This window comes from Hymenobacter tenuis, assembly GCF_054780495.1.
In genome coordinates, this window is the sequence record NZ_BAAGWF010000001.1 from 1,231,603 (window position 1) to 1,251,378 (window position 19,776).

The following is a 19,776-nucleotide window of genomic DNA, read 5'->3' on the forward strand; positions in this document are numbered from 1 at the left end:
TGTACTTTCGTGCCCCTCTTCGCCTAATTGCCCTGCTGTTGTTACCTTCCGCTGATGCTGCTGCCGCTGTTGTGCCGCTACCAGGCCCGAACCCAGCCCACCTCTACGGAGTACGGCTCCTGATGGGTCTGGCGCCGCTGCCCGTCCGGCCCCTAGCGTATACGCCTTGGCTATACCTCACGCCGGCTCATTTGGCCCGGCAGCAGAGCCCCGGTGAGCGGCTGCATTTCTTTCTGGAAGACGCCGCAGCCAACCTTACGCTGGCGCAAGTGCACGTATTTCTGAGTGCCGATGGCCAGCTTGGCCGAAGCCCTTGGCAAGCACCGTTCGGGGCCGTTCAGGCGGCTTCGCAGGTATCGGCTGAGCTGTTGACGAGCTTTCTGCAGGAAGTTGAACGGCAGCTCACCGAGCGGGGCGTTCGCCGCCTCACGCTACGGCCTCACGCGTTTGCTTACGATACGCCCGCCAGTGCCAGGCTTACGCAGGTGCTGCAGCGGTTGGGCTACGAAGTGGTATTGGCCGAAATAAACAATCACCTGCCGTTGCAACGCGAGTTTGCACAGCACCTGCACCCCTCAGAACGGCGGCGGCTTAAAAAGTGCGAACGGCATGGCCTGCGGTTTGAGCAGGAGCCACCCCTGATTCTGCCGCTGGCCTACGAGTTTTTGCAGCGGTGCCGGGCTGAAAAAGGGCAGGGCCTTTCGCTGCCCCTGGAGCGGCTACAAGAGCAGTTTCAGGAGTTTCCTGATAACCATTTCCTGTTTTCGGTGCGCGATGCACAGGGCGAGTGGGCTGCCCTCACGGTGGCCATTCGGGTGAACGAGGAAGTGCTGTATAACTTCTATCCGGCTAGTCCGCTGGCTTACAACATGTTTAGTCCAATGGTTCTGCTGAATGCCGGGCTTCATGCCTTCGGGCAGGCTAGCAACATGCGCCTGCTCGACCTAGGAACCTCCACGCTGCCCGAGGGCCTCAACCAGCCGCTGCTGCAGTTTAAGCGCCATTTAGGTGGGGTACCCAGCCTGAAGCTCACGTTTGAAAAGCAGCTGCGATAATATGCACTCGGTTTGAGCCTTTGTACGGCCTAGAGTGGAGGTAGCTGATTGAAGCAGGAGAGGTTTGAGCTGGCAGAAGGGCTAGTGCGGTCAGCGCGGCGTTGGTGCCTGTGCTATCTTGCAGCTCATGGCCGTTCCTGTTGCTCCATCTACTTCTCAGCCTGAAACCCGCGCGGCCGTACTAGGGCGCTTCCTGCGCGGATCGGTAGGCTCCGGAGTGGCAGTAGGAGCGCGCGCGGCCGGTGCGCTACTACTTAACAAGCTGCTGGCCGTGTACGGCGGCCCGGGCGGACTCACGCTGCTGGCGCACTTCCAGAACCTGATGGCCCTTTTCACCACGCTGCCCAACGACGGGATTCATGTGGGCGTGGTGAAATACCTGGCGCCGCTACGGCCGGGCTCGGGCCGTTACCGTGCCTGGTTGGGGGCGGGGTTGGTGCTGAATACTGGGGCTTTGCTGCTAGGAGCCATGGCCCTGGTGCTTCTGCCAGGCCCATTGGTAGGCGTATTCCAAATGAATTTCGCGTGGACCTTGGGCCTCTTGCTGGGGCTAGTGCTGCTTACCGGGCATGCGTTTGTGGTATCGGTGTTGCTGGCGGCTGGGCGGCTGCAGGCGTATGTAGGCCTTACAGTACTGCTAAGTTTGCTGGGGCCGGCTGCAGTAGCGCTGGTACTGGCCGGCAAGGCCTCTATCCCGATGGCATTGCTAGCCTACCTATTGGCCCAAGGTCTTACGCTGGGGCCGGCCCTGGTGGTGGCGGGTCGGGCCAAACTGCTGCCCCCTTTGCGGGGCCGCGTAAGCCGTCAGGCTGTGCGCACGCTCGGCCGGTTTCTGGTAATGGCTTTGAGCGTACTGCTTTTCGGAAAAAGCATTGACTTCAGCTTGCGCGAAGTGCTTATTCGGCAACTCGGACTGGCGCAAACCGACCTCTGGCAGGCCGTGGCCAAGCTTTCTGATAACTACACCATGGTGTTTTCGGCAGTAATGGGCAGCGTGTACTACCCCCGGTTAGCCGCGCTAAGCACCCAACCGGCCTTGCAGCGCCAGCTGGTGCGCACCGTGCTGAGTGCCCTAGCAGCTATCCTGGCCGTGGGGCTGGGCACGCTGTGGCTGGTGCGGGGCTGGCTGCTGCCACTACTGTTTGATGAGCGCTTCGCCAAAGCCGGCTTCCTGCTGGCGCCCCAGTTACTCGGCGACTGGGCCAAATTCCTGACCTGGACGCTGCTGTTTCTGATGATGGCGCAGGCTAAGGTGGGCCGGTATGTAGCAGTGCAAGCGGGCTCGGCGGTGCTGTATGCTGCGCTGCTGGCGGTGTTGCTGCCCCACTACGGCTTGCTAGGTGCGCCCCTGGCGCATGCGGCCCGGTTTGGGGTGCTGCTGGTAGCTAGCGCTGTTTATTTTCGCGGATATCTGCGCCCCTGATGCATGGCTAGTTTCCCCGCTGCTTCTGAGCTTTCTGCCAATTCGCCGCTGCCGCTGGTTAGCATTGTGGCTACCTGCTACAACCACGCGCCCTTCCTGCGCACTGCCCTCGACTCCATTCTGGACCAAACTTACCCAAACATCGAAGTAGTGCTCCTGGATAATGCCAGCACCGATGGCAGCTCGGCCATTTTGCAGGAATACGCAGCGCGCTACCCCCACTGGCAATTCCAACTGCTACCCGAAAATATAGGCCTGTGCCGGGCTTTCAACCTGGGCTACCGGCGTTCTAAGGGGGAGTTTGTCGTTGATTTTGCTACCGATGATGTGCTGCTTCCTGAGCGCCTCACCCAGCAGGTGGCCTTGTTCCAACAGTTGCCGCCGCACGTTGGGGTAGTGTACTCCGATGCCGAGCTGATTGATGAGCAGGGTCGGCACTTGCGCTACCACATTCGCCGCGAGAACGGCCGCCTGTTCCCGCAGCCGGCTTCCGGGGAGGTGTTTGCCGAAGTGCTGCGGCGCTATTTCATCAGCACGCCCACCATGCTGATGCGCCGCGCTACCCTCGATGCGCTCGGTGGTTTCGATGAGTCATTGTATTATGAAGACTTTGATTTCTGGGTGCGCGCCGCCCGCGACTGGCATTTTCAGTTTCTGGATGCCGTAACTACCCAAAAGCGGAAGCACCCGCAGGCCATGTCGGGCACGGCCTACCGCCCCAACGACCCGCACCTGGATTCTACGGTAGCTACCTGCCGCAAAGCCTTCGCGTTGTGCCACACTGCCGCCGAGCGGGAGGCGCTGGCCGTGCGGGCACGCTGGGAAATGCGCCAGTGCGTGCGCCACGGCAGCCATGCACACGCGCTGCAGTTTGCGGAGGTGTTGCGCCAAACCGGCTACTTCACCTTGCTTGATCGGCTAGTAACCGCCTGGAGCCGCTGGCGTAGCTAACAGAGCAACGCTTACTGGATCCGGTACAACGCCACGCGCCCATCCTGGGCTACCAGACGCCGGGTTGGGAACTTCGCCAGCACCTCATCCGCCGTATAGCGAATCACGTTGGGCACCAAATCATCATTGCTGAGAATAGCGCGGTTGAGCAGGAGCCAGGTAGGGCGGCCAGCTACCGGCCGAAGCGTGTCATAGGCAGCGTAGGGCAGAAACCGCAGCCCGGAAGGCACCTGAAAGCCGTAGGAAAAATCGTAGTTGCGCAGCAGAAAGTCATCGGCCAGCACAATGCCACCCGCTGCACCGCGCAGCTCGCGCTGCAAGAGCCGGTGCTGGGCAAAGTACTCCGAGCGGCTGGGTTTGGTAATGAAATACGCGGGCCGGATGCTCAAACTCAACGCCAGTACTAGCAGGAAAAGTCCGGCAAACCCGGTAGTGCCCGTCCGCAGCCAGGGAAACCGCAGCGCGTATCGGCCACCAAGCAGCGCCACCGCCACCAAGTACAGCCCCGGCAGCCCATACAGTACCGAAAGGCTATTGTGCAGCCAGGCTGCCGCCGCCAGCAGCCCCAGCGCCAGCCAGCCGGCCCCGCGCCCCGTCCGGACGAATTGCTCCGCTCCGAAGCCAGCGGCCAGGCACAGCGGTGGCAGAATGGGCGTGAGCATGCGCGGCAGCAATGAATTGGGGTTGTAGTAGGTGAGGGAGGTGCTGCCTACCCAGTACAGGGCCAGCGAAGTGCCCGCCAGCGCCACCCAAAACCGCACCTCACTGCCCTGACTTTGACGCCATTGGCTGGCGGCTCGTACCGCCAATAACACCGCAATGCCCAGCCCTATGCCCAACAGCATAGCCGGCGGCTGCCAGGTGATGCGAGCCCACAAGTCGGAGCGGCCGAGGGAGTAGTTATGGTGCTTGAGCTTTTCATTGGTGTGCTCTACCACGTGCAGCGGGTATAGCGCGTCGTGGGCTACCAGATGATAGAAAGCAAAGTATAAGGTCAATAATACAACGCCCGCTAGCAGACTGGCACTCCAGAACTGGAGGTGGCGGCGGTACCATACGTCGCGCACCAGCACCAGCGTATAGAAGGGGAGGTAGTAAGCAATGGTTTCCTTGCTGAGCAGGGCTAGGAAGCTGAGGAGGGCAAAGCCAATACCCCAGCCCACCGGAAAATTCTGCTCACGGCGCCGGCCTACTACTAAGGCTGTTGCGCTGGATAAAGCAAAGAATAAGAGAATGTTATCAGGGTACAGGTAATTTGCTAGATTAAGCGCAAAATAGTGGAGGCCAAGCAGAAGTATAGCCACGCTGGCAGCCACAGGAGCGTGACGCCGGTACGCAAACCAGATAAGCCCGAGGGCCCCGAGCGTGCACAGCAGCGGCCAAAGCGTGGTGGAAATTATGCCAACGCCAAAGAGGGAATAGAGCAAGGCTACCGGCCCAAAAACCAGGAAGCGGTTGTGCAGCGGATTATGGTCATCGTGGCCGGGAGGCGGTGCCACCTGAAAGGTGTCGCTTACCAGCTGATGGGCGTAGCGGGCGTAGGCGTGGTCGTCGAAATCATAAATGCCCTCGTGGGTAAACCAAAAATACGCGAGCGTGAAAAGCCCGACGAAAACCAACGTAAGCGTAGGCAGATGGGTGCGTTGCAAGAAACCAGACTACAGATGATACAAAACCCAAGGCGCCGTTACCTGCTCAGCAGCCGCCAACCCAGGCCGCAGCAAGTTCCGAAAGAAATTGGGCTGACCGGCAGTGTATTTTGGCCTTATCGGTTTTGGCTACCTTGCGGCTTCTTCCTTAGCTAGTATATGTTTCGATATGAAAGCCAGAATTAATGAGCGTGAGGTGCAGTATTCAATTGAAGGAGACACGCACGCTCCCGACGATCGGGTGCTGCTGGCCCACAGCATTGACCTCTCGGCAGGGACTACGTGGGCGGCTGAGGGCTATGTAGTAGCGCCCTTCTTGGCGCCTGAGCAGCAGGAACAGTTGCGGGCCGGGCTGGAAGAACTGGTGCGGGAAGCAGTGCAAGCTACCGGCCTGGAGGTGCCCTCACACATGCCCATGACCCTGTACCATCAGTTGATTGGCCATGATCAGGCTCGGCACTTAGAGGTGGTGCGGCAGCTCAAGGAAATTCAACAGACGAAATTGCCGGTACCCGCCTCGGTGCTCGAGGCCCGCGTAAGTGAGCTTTGCGGCCGACCAGTGCAGGCCCACAACCCCTTTGAAGAACTAGAGGTGTTTCATATGCGCCTGGTGCGGCCCGGCCGCTCCGATAATAACCCCCTGCACCGCGACGTATGGCTGCCCGACTACGATGACTGCATCAACATTTACGTGCCCGTTTGCGGCAGTACGCCACAGTCCTCGCTGAGTCTGGTGCCCGGCAGTCATTGGTGGCCCGAAAGCCGCACCAGCCGCACGCAGGGCGGGGCCGTGTATAACGGCGCTACCTATACGGTGCCCGCCGTAACCAGCGCCCCCACCGAGCTGCACCTAATTCGGCCCAACCCAGGGCTACAGGAAGTGCTGCTGTTTTCGCCCTACTTGCTGCATGGCGGGGCCGTAAACCTGAATGAGGACGAAACCCGCGTTTCGCTGGAAATGCGCTTCTGGCAGAAATAGTGCTGCCAGTTCGAGGTTCAGAATAGCCTAGTAACCTATTACTTGGCAATAGAAGCTCCTTCCGTAGTAAGCTGGTACAGCTCTACACGTCCATCCTGAGCTACCAAGCGCCGGTGCGGAAACCAGCTTAGTACTGAGTCGGGAGAGTAGCGAATAAGCTTGCGCGTAAGCTCGTCGTTAGAAAGGGTAGCTCGGTTCAGAAGCAGCCATGCCTGTTGCTGCGGGCCTAGCTGCACCGAGTCGCGCGACCAGTACCGGCGGTATTGTAGGCCCGGGGGTACTCGAAAGCCATAATAGAAGTCATAGTTGCCAATCAGATAGTCATCGACAAACACTACCCCTTTGGCCGGCCCCAAGAGGTGCTGACGGATGATGCGGTTCTGGGCAAAGTGCTCCGATACAGATGGCTTCTGCATAAAGTACACCGGGCGGATGGCCAAGGTGCCGGCCAGCACGGCCATGGTTGCCGCCGCCAAACCGGCCGAGCCTGGGGCCAGCAGAACCGGCCAGCGCCGCCAGCCCACGGCCAGCCCAACCACCAGCAAATACAGGCCCGGCAGCGCATACACCACCGAAAGACTGTTGCGCAGCCAGGCCGCCATGCCCAACAGCACTATTCCAGCCAGCAGCAGGGGCCAGCGCTGGTGCTGCCGCAGCAAGTAGCTGAGCCCAAAGCCAGCCGCTAAAGCCAGCGGCGGCAGCAGCGGCGTGGTCATGCGCGGCAGCAGCGTGATGGGGTTGTACTGGCTGAGCGAGGTGCTACCAACCCAGTACAGCAGCAAGGTGCTGCCCGCCAGCGCCAGCCAGTATAGCCGGTCAGAGGAGCTAGCAGGCGGGCGCGGGGTTTCGTGGCGGGTTGGCAGCGCGAAGCAGGCTAGCAGCAGCATGAGGCCCAGGCCTGTGCCTACCAGAAAAGCAGCTGGCTGCCAGGTGATGCGGGCAAGCAGTGCGGCCCGGTTGCCAACCAGATAGTTGCCTTCTTTCAGAAAGTTGTTGGTGTTTTCGATGAGGTGAACCCGGTAAAGCGCATCGTGGGTGTAGTACTGATAGAAGCCCAGATAAGCCGCCAATAGCATAGCGCCCACCGCCATTGCCACCCCCCAAAACCGTCCGTTCCGCCGGTGCCAAACATCGAGTAGCAGCACGCCGCCATAGAACGGCAGGTAGTATACAATCGTCTCTTTGCTGAGCAGCGCCAGGAAGTTGAGGCTGGCAAAACCGGCTCCCCAACGCGCGCTGGTTTGCGAGTTCTTTCGACCTAGTAATAGCGTTGATGCGGTGCATAAGCACCAAAACATCAGTATGTTATCCGGGTAGAGATAATTGGTTAAGTTAAGTGTGAAGTAGTGTAAGTTTAAGAGAAGAATAGCGGTAGCGGCCACTACCGGTTCCTGCCTGCCATACAAACGCCAGATAACAATAGCGCACCCCAATGTGGCCAGCAAGGGCCATAGCGTCGCGCTGAAAATGTTGAGCCCGAACAGCGCAAAGAACACGGCCACCGGCCCGAAAATAAGCGGGCGTTCTTTCAGCGGGTCGTGGAGCAAGCCCAGCGGGTCGGGCTCTACGCGGAAGGTGCCGGAGAGCAGTTGGTGCGCGTAGCGGGCATAGAAATAATCGTCGAGGGCATATAGGCCTTCATGAGTCAGCAGGAAGTAGGCTACCGTGAGCAGCACCACCAGCAAGAGCGCTAGCGTGGGAAGGCGGGTGAGGATTCGGTTCACGCTGCCAAGATAGGAGGTGAAGTCGCCTCAACGGGCATAATGAGTGAGGTCAGCAGGTCGCCGCACCCACTAGGGCATCGGCCGACCCGCCCCAACTACTTATCTTGCGGGCCATGATGCTGCGCCGCTTCTCTCTGCTCCTGCTACTACTGCTGTTACTACTGCTGAGCGGATTGGGACTGGGCGTGTACTCCGAAACCAACGACGACCTGGCCATTGTGGCCCTGCTCCGGGGCAATACGGCCGCAGCGCCCGTTGAGGATCTGCAGCTCTACTTTCATGGCTATGCTGCCGTGTGGAGCCGCTTGTACCAGGCCTTTCCTGCTGTGCCGTGGTATGCGCTTACCTTGTACGCACTGCTTTATGCCGCTACTGTACTGCTTTTTGCGGTGCTCCATCGGCTGCTAAGCCCTAAAATCGGTACATGGCCAACGTGGGGCTTGCTGGTGCTTTTCTTTGGGGTGGCGTGGCTGGAGCATGGCTTCTGGTTTAACTATATGCGGGTGCCGTTGCTGCTGGCGGGTACCGGCATTTTGTTTGCCGCGCAGCGCGCGCCGGCCCGGTGGGCTTTGGCGGTAGGGCTGGTTGCTTTTGCGCTTGCCTGGCTGATCAGGCCTAGTGCGGCGGTGTTCGGGGCGCTGGTGGCCGTGCCTGGCGCTTGGTGGCTGGCGCGGCTCCGGGCTGCGCCAGTTCTGGTTTTGGCCGCTGCGTGGGCCCTAGGGGGCGCACTGTGGTTGAACCTCACCTGGAGCCCCGCAGCCGCTACCTTCCGGCGCCTCGATGTGCTCAAGTCTAACCTCCAGGATTTTCAGCTGAAGGCTCCGCCACGCCATCAACTTACCGCTTCCGATAGCCTGGCCTTGGCCGCGACCCAACACTGGATGATGGCTGACTCTAGCCTCGTGAATGAAGCGGTGCTGGCGCGCGTAGCACCTTTGCCCAGCCCCAGCTATTTTCTGCAGCACATTGCGCCCAGCAAGTGTAGGGCTGTGCTAAGGCAAGTGCCCCGCGACTATTTTCCGATGCTACTGTTGCTAACCGTTTCAGCAGGCCTGGCCCTACGGCTGCCGGGGCAGCACCGCATATTTGGGTTGGTGCAGCTGGGGTACCTAGGGCTGCTGCTCGGGCTGGGTACAATCTTGAAGCTGCCCCCCCGACTTGCTCTGCCTTTGCTGGATTTCTGGGCACTCAGCAACCTGGCGTATCTGTTTCAATCAATAGAAAAAAAGACTGCGCTAACTTCTGCAGGGTGGGTGCTGCTAATGGTGCTGGGCGTAGCGGCGGTGCCGTATGGCTACAAAACGTGGCATCGGAAAGCAATATTAAGCCAGGAGCGGGAGCAAAACATGCAATTGCGGCAGGAGCTAGGTGCTGGCCTTACCGCAACGTCAATAGTGGTTTCTGATGCATTTGAGCAGTGCTACAAGGCCCAGTCGCCGTTTGCAGAAGCGGTTTTGCCGCCTGGCAAACTGCTATCGGTGGCAGGCTGGCCCACATTGCATCCTTCGCAACCGGCCCTGCGGCAGCACCTCACTGGCATCCGCGACTTTACGGGGGCTTTGCGGCGCCTAAGCACGCGGCCCACCTTAATTTGGCTCCTGACGCCAACCGGGGCTGCCATTCTTAACCGCCAACTGGCGTTGCGTGCCCAACCAAACACGCCTAGGGTGTGGCTGGAGCCAAAGCCCCGCAACGAAATAGGACGTTTCGGCGATGCCCAGCTGTACCAAATGCGTACAGAATTCCCGCTGTAGCAAACCAAGGCCAAAATTTTATAGGGGGCAAAATGACTTATTCTGCTTTGAGCGGGGTATGGAAAATATACCTTTGAGCTCCTATATTACTCTCTTCACCACCCTTTGCCATGATTACTGCCTCCGTAACCTCTCGTGGGGAAGTGCTTCAGCATATTGAGCCCTTCCTGAAAGAAAACCTGGGTACGTTCCTGAAGAGCGTAGAAAACAGCTGGCAGCCCTCCGATTATTTGCCCGACCCCCGCGACGAAAACTTTTTCTCGGAGGTAAAACTGCTGCGCGAGCGGGCCAAAGAACTAAGCTACGATTTACTGGCTGTGCTCATCGGTGACACCATTACCGAAGAAGCCCTGCCAAACTACGAAGCCTGGTTTCATCAGCTCGACGACCTAGGGCGCGACCCCAACAACGGCTGGGCCCAGTGGATCCGGGGCTGGACCGCCGAGGAAAACCGCCACGGTGATTTGCTGAACCGCTACCTGTACCTCTGCGGCCGCGTAAACATGCGCGAGTTTGAGGTGAGCACCCAGTATCTCATTGCCGATGGCTTTGACTTAGGCACGGCTCACGACCCCTATCGGGCGTTTGTGTACACCAGCTACCAGGAAGCGGCTACCAACCTCTCGCACCGCCGCGTAGGTACCTTGGCTCGCAAAGCCGGCGACGCGCAACTGTCAAAAATCTGCGGCATGATTGCCGGCGACGAAACCCGCCACGCCCGCGTGTACCAGACGTTTGTGGAGAAGATCTTTGAAGTAGACCCATCAGAAATGATGCTGGCTTTCGAGGACATGATGCGCAAGAAAATTGTGATGCCCGCTCACTACATGCGCGAGATGGGCGTGGAGATGGGCAAAACCTTCGGCCACTTCACCGATGCTGCGCAGCGCCTAGGCGTGTACACCAGCCAGGACTACACCGATATCCTGGAAGGCCTGATTACTACCTGGAAAGTTGACCAGATTACGGGTCTGAACGCCGCTGCTGAAAAAGCACGCGACTACGTGATGGCCCTGCCCAACCGCCTGCGCCGCGTAGCCGACCGTATGCCCGTTCCGAAATTAGAATACAAGTTTAAGTGGATTGAGTAGCAGCTAATTTCTGTTACGTGAGCATAAAAAAAGCCCCGGCCAAGTAGTGGCCGGGGCTTTTTTTATGGTAGTAAGCAAACCAATTAGGGCTTCGCGTCCATTAACTGGCCCATTACTAGCTTGCCCGTGTTGTCGAGGGTGTACTCAACGGTGCGGGTGCTGGGGGTAGCGGGCTGCGTAGCGCTGGCATCAGCGGTGCTAGTGCTGGTTACCGGGAATGTGCGCACCAGTTTATTGCCACTGATTTGGTAGGTGTCTTGGCCCGTGTAGCCAATGCCCGCCGTGCCGGCTGGCGTGCCCGGGAACGAAATGGGGGTGTAACCCCGCTCGGCAAACTCAAAAATATAGAGGCCACCGTTGGCGCGCTTGTTATCGGTCATGATGAACAGCTCGGGCTTGCCGTTGCCGTTCAGGTCGCCGGAAGCAATGTTGGTTACAGCGCCGCTCACTTCTAGGCGAAGTGGGTCAATGGTTTGAGCTGTGCCGCGGTACGAGCGTACGCTCACTACACGGGGCTCCTGCGAGCCGAACGTTTTCACCACAAAGCGGTGGTCGCCCTGCGTTATTTCACGGTTAAAAGTTACGTCGCTGTCATCAACAGTAGGCGTTGTAACAACCGTGTCAGAAGAAGCTTCGCTTGTCACCTGGCGCGTTGAGTCGCAGGAGGAAAGCGTGGCGGCTACTGCAGTTGTAGCCAGCAACAGGCGTGAGATAGAAGAAGTAGACATGACGGAAAGAGAATTAGGGAATATGCTGAGTAAGCCTATGGCTTTATTTCAACGGGAGAGAAAGCAGTCATTTTAAACGCAATGTAGATACATTGAGTTGTATTTTTTCTATTGCAATTTCATTAAATGGTTACTGATCAGTAATATATTAACATATCAATGTATAGACAAATATTAGGCCCGTCAAAGTGCTAAAACGGCTATTTTTCTAGCCTACGCCTCAACTCGAACCCCTTTCCAGAAGGCTACTCGGCCCTTGATTTTGGCAGCGGCTTCTTTGGGCTCAGGATAGTACCAGGCCGCGTCCTTGTTAAGCTCCCCGTTCACGCGTAGGGAGTAGTAGCTGGCGCGGCCTTTCCAGGGGCAAGTGGTGCCGGCAATGCTATCCTCAAAGAATTCGCGCTTGATAGAATCGGCCGGGAAATAGTGGTTGTTTTCCACTACTACAGTATCATTGCTTTCCGCAATTACAGTGTTGTTCCAGATGGCTTTCATGGGGTTAATGTAAAGTGATGAGGAGAAAAAGGGAGGTAGCTAGAGCCGGGTTTAAGCCGTACGCAGGCATAGTAAACCGCTAGGCATCAGGCACGGCTAAACCGTTCTGACCGCCTCGGGGCGAACCAACGCTTGGTGCCGAGGCTTGGCCAGTTGCCACTACACTGAACATTGCTACCCCGGCGGTTGTTCTCAAAGCTCATTCTCCTATAGTTATGTCCGCAGGCTTTCGTTTTCGGGATTACGTGCCCGAGGAGTCGACTGAAAAAGGTTTCGACTCCCTCTTCAAGATATTCATGCAGCTTATCACCATCACTAGCGGCGACGTAGGTGAGGCCCTCTCATGGTTAAATGAGCTGGATAAGCAGTACGGCCTCACCGATGATGGCTACGGCATGGGCGACTTCATCGAGGACCTGAAGAAAAAGGGCTACATCGATGAAAACGAGCAGGAGCCAGGTTCCTTCAACATCACGGCCAAAAGCGAGCAAACCATCCGCAAGTCGGCCTTGGAAGAAATCTTTGGCAAGCTCAAGAAGTCGGGGCAGGGCAACCACCGCACGCCCCACACCGGCCAGGGCGACGAGCAAAGCACCGATATGCGGGAGTTCCGCTTCGGCGACTCCTTGGACCAGATTTCCATGACGGAGTCCATTCGCAATGCCCAGCTCAACCACGGCCTTGGCACTGGCGAGTTTATGCTCACGGAAGGCGACCTGGAAGTGCGCGAAAATGAGCATAAGAGCCAGACCAGCACGGTGCTCATGATCGACATTTCGCACTCCATGATTCTGTACGGCGAGGACCGCATTACGCCCGCCAAAAAGGTGGCTATGGCCCTGGCCGAGCTGGTAAAGCAGAAGTACCCCAAGGATTTCCTCGACGTCATTGTGTTCGGTAACGACGCCTGGCAGATTGAGGTGAAGGAGTTGCCGTACCTGCAAGTAGGGCCGTACCACACCAACACGGTGGCGGGCTTGGAGCTGGCCTTGGATCTGTTGCGTAAGCGCAAAACGCCCAACAAGCAGATTTTCATGATTACCGACGGCAAGCCTACTTGCCTGAAGGAAGGCAACGGCTACTACAAAAACAGCTTTGGCCTCGATCGGAAGGTAGTAAACAAGACGCTGAACCTGGCCGCTGCTGCGCGCCGCCTGAAGGTGCCCATCACGACGTTTATGATTGCCTCCGACCCGTATCTGCAGCAGTTTGTGGAGGAGTTTACGCAGGTAAACCAGGGCAAAGCCTACTACAGCGGCCTGAAAGGGCTCGGCCACCTCATCTTTGAAGACTACAAGCGCAACCGCCGCAAGTCGGTGTAAGCTGGTGCTCTTTACAAACACAAAAGCGTCCGGAGCTGAAAGGTCCGAACGCTTTTGTGTTTTAACTCAATCGGTTTGCAGCTAGCGAGAGGCTAGGGCGCCGCCATCTTCCGGGGTAGCATTTTTGATTTTGGGCACCGACTGCAGGTACGCGAAAATGGCATGCACTTCGTCGTCGCTGAGGGTTGAATACTTGGGCATGGGGTAGGCGAGCGGTCCTTTCGGCGACATTCCAAACTTCACACTCCTGGCAAACTGCTCCTCGGTCCAGTTGCCGATGCCGGTTTCCGGGTCGCCGGTGATGTTGCGCGTTACCACTTCCTGCTTCTCCAGATTCAGCATGCGGTTGCCGCCGCCCAAGTAGCCCTCCGATTTTTCGGGTTCCATCGGATTGTTGGTTTTGAAATCCTTGCTGTGGCAGTCGTAGCACTTGTAGCGGCCCACCACAAGGTAGCGCCCGTAGGTCACAGCGTTTTCCGCTGTGGGAGCCTTTACTTCGGCCGCCGGCATAGGCGTGGGCTTCATCACGCTATTGGTAAGCGCTTTCAGCAGAAACGACGGTTCCTGCTCCTTAGAGGGGGTAGCGTTGGGCTTTACAAGGGCATTGTCAGAGCGCAGAAAGGCAATAAGGCTGTTCACGTCTTCATCCGACATCAGGGCAAAGCTGGGCATCACGACGCGGTAACGCCCATCGGGCCCAATGCCTGTGCGCAGCAGCGTGACTAGTTGGGCATCCGTCCAGCGTCCAATGCCGTGGTTGGGGTCTTGGGTGATATTGGCTGCATACACGCGGCCAAACTCCGGCGGAATATCCAGCAGCTCATGCCCGGAAAGGGATTGGGTTTCGCGGTTGAGGTGGCAGTCGGCGCAGGTAGAAAGCACCAGCTTCTCGCCCAACTCTACCCGGCTGGGGGTGCTGGCCACGGTGCGCGGCGTCAGGGCCGGAACGTCATAATGCGGAATACCCCGTGTTTGAATAAACAATGCTACCCCGGCGGCCAGCAGCAGTAGCACGGCCACTACCAAGCCCACAATTTTTAGTCCTCGTTTCATAATAGTATTGGTTAGTAGCTACTTAAATAAACATATAGTTTGATTAATATACAAGCAAAATGAGTTTGAAATACCCCAAAACGGAATTGCTATTACCTCCCTAATTTCTTGGTCGAACCAACGGCCCTACTTGGTAGTTGTACTACAAGCAAAGCGCCATCCCAAGCTGTACTATCTAGTAGAGCTTTCGTATACAGAGCGCTACTTACTCCCCTGTATGACTCAACCCGACATCCGCACCCTCGGTGCCCTGAAGAAATCCGGCTATAAGCCCCGCTCCGTAAAGCAGGAGCTTCGCGACAATCTGATTCAAAAGCTCCAGAGTAAGGAAGATGTGTTTCCTGGTATTTATGGCTACGAGGAAACCGTAATTCCGGAATTGCAGCGCGCCATTCTGGCTGGCCACCATATCAACCTGCTGGGCTTGCGCGGCCAGGCCAAAACCCGCATTGCGCGCCTATTGGTGGGCTTGCTCGATGAATTTATTCCGGTCGTGGAAGGCTCGGAACTCAACGACGACCCGTTGCAGCCGCTGTCGGTGTTTGCCAAAAATCTGATTGCAGAGCACGGCGACAACACACCCGTAAGCTGGCTGCACCGCGACGAGCGCTACACTGAGAAGTTGGCCACGCCCGACGTATCGGTAGCCGACTTGATTGGCGACGCCGACCCCATTAAAGCCGCTACGCTTAAGCTGCCGTACTCTGATGAGCGAGTGATTCACTTTGGTTTGATACCGCGTGCGCACCGCGGCATTTTTGTGATTAACGAGCTGCCCGACTTGCAGGCCCGCATTCAGGTGTCGCTGTTCAACATTTTGCAGGAAGGCGACATCCAGATTCGTGGTTTCAAGGTGCGCTTGCCCTTGGATATCCAGTTTGTGTTTACGGCCAACCCCGAGGACTACACCAACCGCGGCTCCATTGTAACGCCGCTCAAAGACCGCATCGACGCTCAGATTATCACGCACTATCCCAAGAGCATTGAAATCGGGAAGCGCATTACCAAGCAGGAAGCTCGCATTAAAGAAGAGCAGAAAGGCATGGTAACCAGCAACGAAATCGTGCACGACTTGGTAGAGCAGGTGGCCGTAGAGGCGCGCGCCTCGGAGTTTGTAGATGCCAAGTCGGGTGTTTCGGCTCGCCTCACCATCTCTGCCTATGAGCAGGTAGTGGCAGGGGCCGAGCGGCGGGCTCTTATCAATGGCGAGAAGAACACTTATGTGCGCGTCGGCGACTTTATTTCGGCGGTACCCGCCATTACGGGCAAGGTAGAGCTGGTGTATGAAGGCGAGCAGGAGGGAGCTGGCATTGTGGCCGAGAAGCTGATGGGCAAAGCCGTCCGGACGCTATTCCTGACCTACTTCCCTGATCCCGACAAAGCCAAAAAGCTGAAAGGCCGCCCCAGCCCCTACAAAACGGTGCAGGAGTGGTTTGGTAGCGGCCACACCGTGGATATGCTGCATGATGCTTCCACGAAAGACTACCGCACCGCCCTCGACCAAGTGCCCGGCCTGCGCGACATCGTGACGGAGCTGCACCCTAATGAGGACGCGGAAACCACCTACTTCCTGATGGAGTTCCTGCTGCACGGCCTGGCCGAATACAGCTTGATTTCCCGCAACCGCCTCACGGCCGGCGCGCAGTTCAAAGACTTGCTTTCCTCGATGTTCACTATGCCTAGCTTCGGCGAAGATGACGATGACGAGGAAGACGAAAAGCCCCAGCGCGGCCGTCGTCGCTAGGCCCAAGCCATCGTACTAGGCCTAGAAAAGAAGCCAACCTCCGTATGAGGTTGGCTTCTTTTGTTTGTAGGGGTTGGAAGGTAACTTAGAGGCTAGCGCCCGGGAATTGATGGCAGCCTCCGCTACACACTGCAGCTAGTGAATTTTCCAGGTTGCCGTGCAGGGCGCTGCCGCTTTTCTTTTGGCAGAAGGGGCAGGCGTGCAGGTCGCCGTCGGTATCTACATAGGCAAACCGGTCGGCGGAGCCGCTGCACCCCATGCGCCGCTGGTGGTAGCCGTAGTAATGCACGATGGGCCAGCTGAGGTACTCGTCATCCTGGTTAAGCTTGAGGTAGAAGTCTTCCAGCAACTGCAGCTGCGCAGCTGAAAGGGCCACGTCTTGCCCGGCATAATGCCCCGCCTCCTGTGGCTCCAGTACATGAATGAATGACACGCCTAACTGTCGGGCTAGGCGGGCATAGGCCATTAGGTTGGCTTCGGTGGTGAAGGCCCGGGTTGCGCAAACCGTCAGGCACACCACCAAGCCTGCTTCCTGGGCATGCACCACGGCCTGGATGGCAGCTGAATAAGCATCTGCTGACCCCCGGAACGCATTGTGCTGGGCGGCTTCGTGATGGTCGAGGCTGATGGAAAGACCTGTCAGGCCTGCCTGGCGGAGCTGTCGGGCGTTTTGCTGCGTGACGTGAAAGCCGGAGGTGAACACCCAAAAATCGGTGCCCGACTTGGCGGCACGGAGTACAGCCAGCAAATCATGAATGCGCAGCATCGGCTCGCCACCACTAAAGAAAATCTGGGTTACCTGCCGCTCCTGAAAGGCCGCAACCATAGCGTGCAAATCGCTGAGCGAAAGGGTCTCGCGCTGATTGAGGGCATCCCATTCAAAGCAATGCTCACAGGCCAGCGGACACTTCTTGGTGATGGCCAGAAACACCATTTGCAGGCGGTGCGCATCGGGCCGGAACGGAACCAGGCGGTGCAGCGTGGTATCAAGATAGGTGGAGTACGCCGCCGAGGGCCAGCCCGGCACCTGAAACTCACGGTAGGAGCGGCCGGCTACCTGGGCTACCTTGCGGCGCTGCAGCGGGCCATAATACTGCTGCCGCAACTCTAGTAGCTGGAGTAGTAGCCGCCGGAGTTTGCCAGGTGAGGTAAGGTAGCAGCGTAGGGTAGCTACAGTAGCTAGGCCCAGTTGCAGCCGAACCAGGGCCCGTTTCCAGCGCGAGGCTACTATGGTTGGCGGCAGGGTTGGAAGTGGAGTAGCCAGCACGGTTTCGGCGGGCGCGCTATCCAGAAAAGTGAGGTCGGAGATGAGGACGGGTTCCATACAAACTAGCGGCTAGCAACTACTGGGTTCGACTGCTCTTGCACCTGCTGATACCTTTCCTTAGAGAACTCAATGAAGCGGCCCGGCCGCCGAAACGAGTACAGCTCCGCCAGATTCGGAAGGCCCTCGTAGTTGCGGATGGGTTCGTAGTAGCCTTTGGTGTGCAGGAAGGAGGTAGTGCGCGTGGCGGCCGAAGCAGTGGGTAGCTGCCCCTGATAGGTGAGCCGGACCTCGGTGCCGGGGTGCAGCTGCTGCAGGTACTGGCCATCGTCGTGCAGTAGGGCAGGCCGTTGGTCGCGGCCTTGTTCGTCGCGGGCGGTGTGGGGTTGGTAGCGGGCCACCTGCACGGGCTGGTCGGGGCTAAGGTCGAGGGCGGCATAATCCAGCTCCCAGAACATAAAGCCCGTTTCCAGCTTCACGCGTACGGGTTTGCCCGGCTCCGTAGCCGGTAGGTTCAGCGGTACTACCAGGTCGCGATAGGCTAGGGGCCCTACGGGCGGAATGGTTTCAACGGGTTGCCACCCTTGGGGCGTTTCCACGGACACGTTTAGGTGAATTCCCTGGTCAAGGGCCCATTGGCGCAGTTCCTGGGGCGGCACATCGTGCTGAGTGCGGGCCCAGGTGGCATACTGGCCCCCGAATTTCTTAGTGAACTCGCCATAGAGATAATCCAGCCACAGCGAGTTCTGGGCGCGCAGCACCAGCTTACCTTGCCGGGCGCTGCTAGGGTTGTCAAAGGTCAAAATCAGGCTATTGCGGCTGGTTCCGGGCGTGGGGTCATTGAAGAGCACCACATTTTTGTCGGGGGCTGCTAACTGCGTGGTGTACGGCATGCCCCTGTCCGAAACAGCATGGGTTGGAGCCTGGGGGACACCTAGCGTATGCACACCACCTCGCTGATCTAGCAATACTTGCATGGTACTAGGGTGCTCCACCACCCAAAGCTCGGCCAAGTTGGTGTACTGCCGCTCGCGCAGCTCATTCGTGATTTTCAGCTGGTACTGCTGGCCCTGGGATTTCAAATTGGGTAGCGGCATATAATCGTCGCGCTCTGAAGGGGCGAAAATGGCGCCGCCGTAGGTTTCGCCCACAAACTGGTAGCTCTGGCCATCATAGGTATACACAAACGGGCAGGAGCTTTTGGTTAGGGCAATGATGATGGTCACGACCGTTAGGGCGCCCACAATAACTCCTAGGGTCCCGAACACATACGAAACCGTGGTTTTGCCGCTGTCCTTCTCCACCACATCAAGCTGCTGCACGGCTGAGAGTGGAATGCTGACTTGTTGCCCTTCGCCGGTTTTGTGGCTGCTGATGTAGATGTGTACCAGGTTGAGCACGGCGGCTTTATCGCGCAGCTTGAAGCGGGGCGAGGCTTGGATGGGCTTCGAGTACTTAACGAGTGTAGAATCAACGGCGCCTCTCAGGCCTTCCAGTTGCTCATTGACGACGCGCGGGGCAGTTAGCTGCCAGGTTTCAGTGCCTTCATGAATGATGAAATACTTGGAGCTGGCCAGTTGGGAAAGCTCCTCGGGCTTGGTTTCCTGCTTTTGCTTGCGGTAGTAATTGCAGCCGCCCAGCAGCGGTACCAATGCCAGCAGGAGCACCCAACTTAGCACAGTACTAACCTGCCGGCCCCGGCATACTGCCAGCCACGTGCGGCCCGAAATAGGAGTAAAGACTACCATAGAATAATAAGGAAAAAGGAACCTGAGGTAACACGTAAACTTCAGTGGGCTTGGTGGGCTAGAGTGGGCTGGTAACACTAGGCCTCAGCGAGCTACTAACCTACTTCCGGGCAAGCCGCTGCACCAAACCAAAGTACTTGCATGTAAGACTTTAGCAGACTAGCAGAGCAGGAGGTATCTGGCTGTAATGTAATTGTTTGCATGCTATATTAAAGACTTTATATGTAGTTGGCTGCTAGCAGTGCATACACGGTAGAGCGCTGAGGTTGGCGCAAAAAAAAACGCCCGCCAGAAATCTGGCAGGCGCTGTAACATGTGGTTTGCTGCGAAGAGAAGCCTAGGCTTCGTTCACCACAATTTTCTGGATTTCATCGTTGGCTTTAATCTGGTCGATAACGTCCAGGCCTTCCACTACTTTGCCAAATACGGTGTGGTTACGGTCGAGGTGAGCCGTGTTTTGGCGGTCGTGTACAATGAAGAACTGCGAGCCACCCGTGTTGCGGCCGGCGTGGGCCATGCTGAGGGCGCCGCGCTCATGGTACTGGTTTTCGCCGTTCAGCTCGCAATCAATCTTGTAGCCAGGGCCACCGGTGCCGGGCGTGCCTTTAGCACCATCGCGCGAGTTCGGGCAGCCGCCCTGAATCACGAAATTGGGGATTACGCGGTGAAACTTCAGGCCGTCGTAGAAGCCTTTCTGCGCCAGGTCGGTGAAGTTTTTAACGGTGTTCGGAGCGTCTTTCTCGTAGAACTCCACTTTCATCACGCCCTTACTGGTGTGAATTTCGGCAGTTTTCAT

At 57.8% G+C, this 19,776-nt stretch carries 16 protein-coding genes; 8 read left to right on the top strand and 8 right to left on the bottom strand.

The features are described from left to right. Positions 1-38 precede the first annotated feature (38 nt). From ACYVGU_RS05295 to ACYVGU_RS05305, 3 genes are all read left to right on the top strand, one after another. Complete coding sequence (locus ACYVGU_RS05295) at positions 39-1,055, top strand: hypothetical protein (RefSeq protein ID WP_460621202.1); 1,017 nt, start codon at positions 39-41, stop codon at positions 1,053-1,055. A 127-nt stretch (positions 1,056-1,182) separates the two neighbouring features. Further along, positions 1,183-2,478 (top strand): MATE family efflux transporter, encoded by a 1,296-nt coding sequence (locus tag ACYVGU_RS05300; protein ID WP_460621203.1) that lies wholly within the window; start codon positions 1,183-1,185, stop codon positions 2,476-2,478. A 3-nt stretch (positions 2,479-2,481) separates the two neighbouring features. Beyond that, positions 2,482-3,429: a glycosyltransferase family protein gene (locus tag ACYVGU_RS05305; protein ID WP_460621204.1), complete on the top strand. Its 948-nt coding sequence runs from the start codon at positions 2,482-2,484 to the stop codon at positions 3,427-3,429. 11 nt (positions 3,430-3,440) lie between these two features. Here the strand turns inward: ACYVGU_RS05305 and ACYVGU_RS05310 are convergent, their stop codons facing one another. Further along, the gene (locus ACYVGU_RS05310) at positions 3,441-5,078 is read right to left on the bottom strand and encodes a glycosyltransferase family protein (protein ID WP_460621205.1); all 1,638 of its coding nucleotides are present in this window, start codon (positions 5,076-5,078) and stop codon (positions 3,441-3,443) included. 169 nt (positions 5,079-5,247) lie between these two features. Between ACYVGU_RS05310 and ACYVGU_RS05315 the strand changes: the two genes are divergently transcribed. Then, entirely contained in the window at positions 5,248-6,057 is an 810-nt protein-coding gene (locus ACYVGU_RS05315) for a phytanoyl-CoA dioxygenase family protein (RefSeq protein ID WP_460621206.1), read from the top strand. A 38-nt stretch (positions 6,058-6,095) separates the two neighbouring features. Here the strand turns inward: ACYVGU_RS05315 and ACYVGU_RS05320 are convergent, their stop codons facing one another. Beyond that, entirely contained in the window at positions 6,096-7,781 is a 1,686-nt protein-coding gene (locus ACYVGU_RS05320) for an ArnT family glycosyltransferase (protein ID WP_460621207.1), read from the bottom strand. Between the two features lie 113 nt (positions 7,782-7,894). On the opposite strand from ACYVGU_RS05320, the gene ACYVGU_RS05325 reads away from it, so the two are divergent. Together ACYVGU_RS05325 and ACYVGU_RS05330 are read left to right on the top strand one after the other, a co-directional pair. Further along, positions 7,895-9,535: a hypothetical protein gene (locus ACYVGU_RS05325; RefSeq protein ID WP_460621208.1), complete on the top strand. Its 1,641-nt coding sequence runs from the start codon at positions 7,895-7,897 to the stop codon at positions 9,533-9,535. 110 nt (positions 9,536-9,645) lie between these two features. Beyond that, positions 9,646-10,626, top strand: a complete 981-nt coding sequence (locus ACYVGU_RS05330; protein ID WP_460612091.1) for an acyl-ACP desaturase — start codon at positions 9,646-9,648, stop codon at positions 10,624-10,626. A gap of 83 nt (positions 10,627-10,709) precedes the next feature. On the opposite strand, the gene ACYVGU_RS05335 is transcribed toward ACYVGU_RS05330, so the two are convergent. Both ACYVGU_RS05335 and ACYVGU_RS05340 read right to left on the bottom strand, forming a co-directional pair. After that, complete coding sequence (locus ACYVGU_RS05335; RefSeq protein WP_460621209.1) at positions 10,710-11,354, bottom strand: hypothetical protein; 645 nt, start codon at positions 11,352-11,354, stop codon at positions 10,710-10,712. A 213-nt stretch (positions 11,355-11,567) separates the two neighbouring features. Then, a complete protein-coding gene (locus ACYVGU_RS05340) occupies positions 11,568-11,849 on the bottom strand; it encodes a DUF427 domain-containing protein (protein WP_460621210.1) in 282 nt (93 codons plus the stop codon). 215 nt (positions 11,850-12,064) lie between these two features. Between ACYVGU_RS05340 and ACYVGU_RS05345 the strand changes: the two genes are divergently transcribed. After that, positions 12,065-13,171, top strand: a complete 1,107-nt coding sequence (locus ACYVGU_RS05345) for a vWA domain-containing protein (protein WP_460612088.1) — start codon at positions 12,065-12,067, stop codon at positions 13,169-13,171. Positions 13,172-13,252: 81 nt separating this feature from the next. Here the strand turns inward: ACYVGU_RS05345 and ACYVGU_RS05350 are convergent, their stop codons facing one another. Continuing rightward, positions 13,253-14,224 carry a c-type cytochrome gene (locus ACYVGU_RS05350; RefSeq protein WP_460621211.1) on the bottom strand — a complete coding sequence of 324 codons (972 nt, stop codon included), beginning with the start codon at positions 14,222-14,224 and terminating at the stop codon, positions 13,253-13,255. A gap of 217 nt (positions 14,225-14,441) precedes the next feature. Here ACYVGU_RS05350 and ACYVGU_RS05355 point away from each other — a divergent pair, with 217 nt between their 5' ends. Next, positions 14,442-15,968, top strand: coding sequence for a P-loop NTPase family protein (locus ACYVGU_RS05355; protein ID WP_460621212.1), 1,527 nt, complete (start codon positions 14,442-14,444; stop codon positions 15,966-15,968). Between the two features lie 85 nt (positions 15,969-16,053). On the opposite strand, the gene ACYVGU_RS05360 is transcribed toward ACYVGU_RS05355, so the two are convergent. The 3 genes from ACYVGU_RS05360 to ACYVGU_RS05370 form a co-directional block, all read right to left on the bottom strand. Further along, positions 16,054-17,292, bottom strand: a complete 1,239-nt coding sequence (locus tag ACYVGU_RS05360; protein ID WP_460621213.1) for a radical SAM protein — start codon at positions 17,290-17,292, stop codon at positions 16,054-16,056. Positions 17,293-17,297: 5 nt separating this feature from the next. Continuing rightward, complete coding sequence (locus tag ACYVGU_RS05365) at positions 17,298-18,980, bottom strand: hypothetical protein (RefSeq protein WP_460621214.1); 1,683 nt, start codon at positions 18,978-18,980, stop codon at positions 17,298-17,300. A gap of 337 nt (positions 18,981-19,317) precedes the next feature. After that, positions 19,318-19,776, bottom strand: a complete 459-nt coding sequence (locus tag ACYVGU_RS05370) for a peptidylprolyl isomerase (RefSeq protein ID WP_460612083.1) — start codon at positions 19,774-19,776, stop codon at positions 19,318-19,320.

Bases quoted from the DNA above. Each gene is read 5' to 3' on its own strand.
- ACYVGU_RS05325 (WP_460621208.1), top strand. From the start codon at position 7,895: ATGATGCTGCGCCGCTTCTCTCTGCTCCTGCTACTACTGCTGTTACTA.
- ACYVGU_RS05315 (WP_460621206.1), top strand. From the start codon at position 5,248: ATGAAAGCCAGAATTAATGAGCGTGAGGTGCAGTATTCAATTGAAGGA.
- ACYVGU_RS05350 (WP_460621211.1), bottom strand. From the start codon at position 14,224: ATGAAACGAGGACTAAAAATTGTGGGCTTGGTAGTGGCCGTGCTACTG.
- ACYVGU_RS05335 (WP_460621209.1), bottom strand. From the start codon at position 11,354: ATGTCTACTTCTTCTATCTCACGCCTGTTGCTGGCTACAACTGCAGTA.
- ACYVGU_RS05305 (WP_460621204.1), top strand. From the start codon at position 2,482: ATGGCTAGTTTCCCCGCTGCTTCTGAGCTTTCTGCCAATTCGCCGCTG.
- ACYVGU_RS05340 (WP_460621210.1), bottom strand. From the start codon at position 11,849: ATGAAAGCCATCTGGAACAACACTGTAATTGCGGAAAGCAATGATACT.
- ACYVGU_RS05365 (WP_460621214.1), bottom strand. From the start codon at position 18,980: ATGGTAGTCTTTACTCCTATTTCGGGCCGCACGTGGCTGGCAGTATGC.
- ACYVGU_RS05300 (WP_460621203.1), top strand. From the start codon at position 1,183: ATGGCCGTTCCTGTTGCTCCATCTACTTCTCAGCCTGAAACCCGCGCG.
- ACYVGU_RS05360 (WP_460621213.1), bottom strand. From the start codon at position 17,292: ATGGAACCCGTCCTCATCTCCGACCTCACTTTTCTGGATAGCGCGCCC.
- ACYVGU_RS05345 (WP_460612088.1), top strand. From the start codon at position 12,065: ATGTCCGCAGGCTTTCGTTTTCGGGATTACGTGCCCGAGGAGTCGACT.
- ACYVGU_RS05355 (WP_460621212.1), top strand. From the start codon at position 14,442: ATGACTCAACCCGACATCCGCACCCTCGGTGCCCTGAAGAAATCCGGC.
- ACYVGU_RS05370 (WP_460612083.1), bottom strand. From the start codon at position 19,776: ATGAAAACTGCCGAAATTCACACCAGTAAGGGCGTGATGAAAGTGGAG.
- ACYVGU_RS05330 (WP_460612091.1), top strand. From the start codon at position 9,646: ATGATTACTGCCTCCGTAACCTCTCGTGGGGAAGTGCTTCAGCATATT.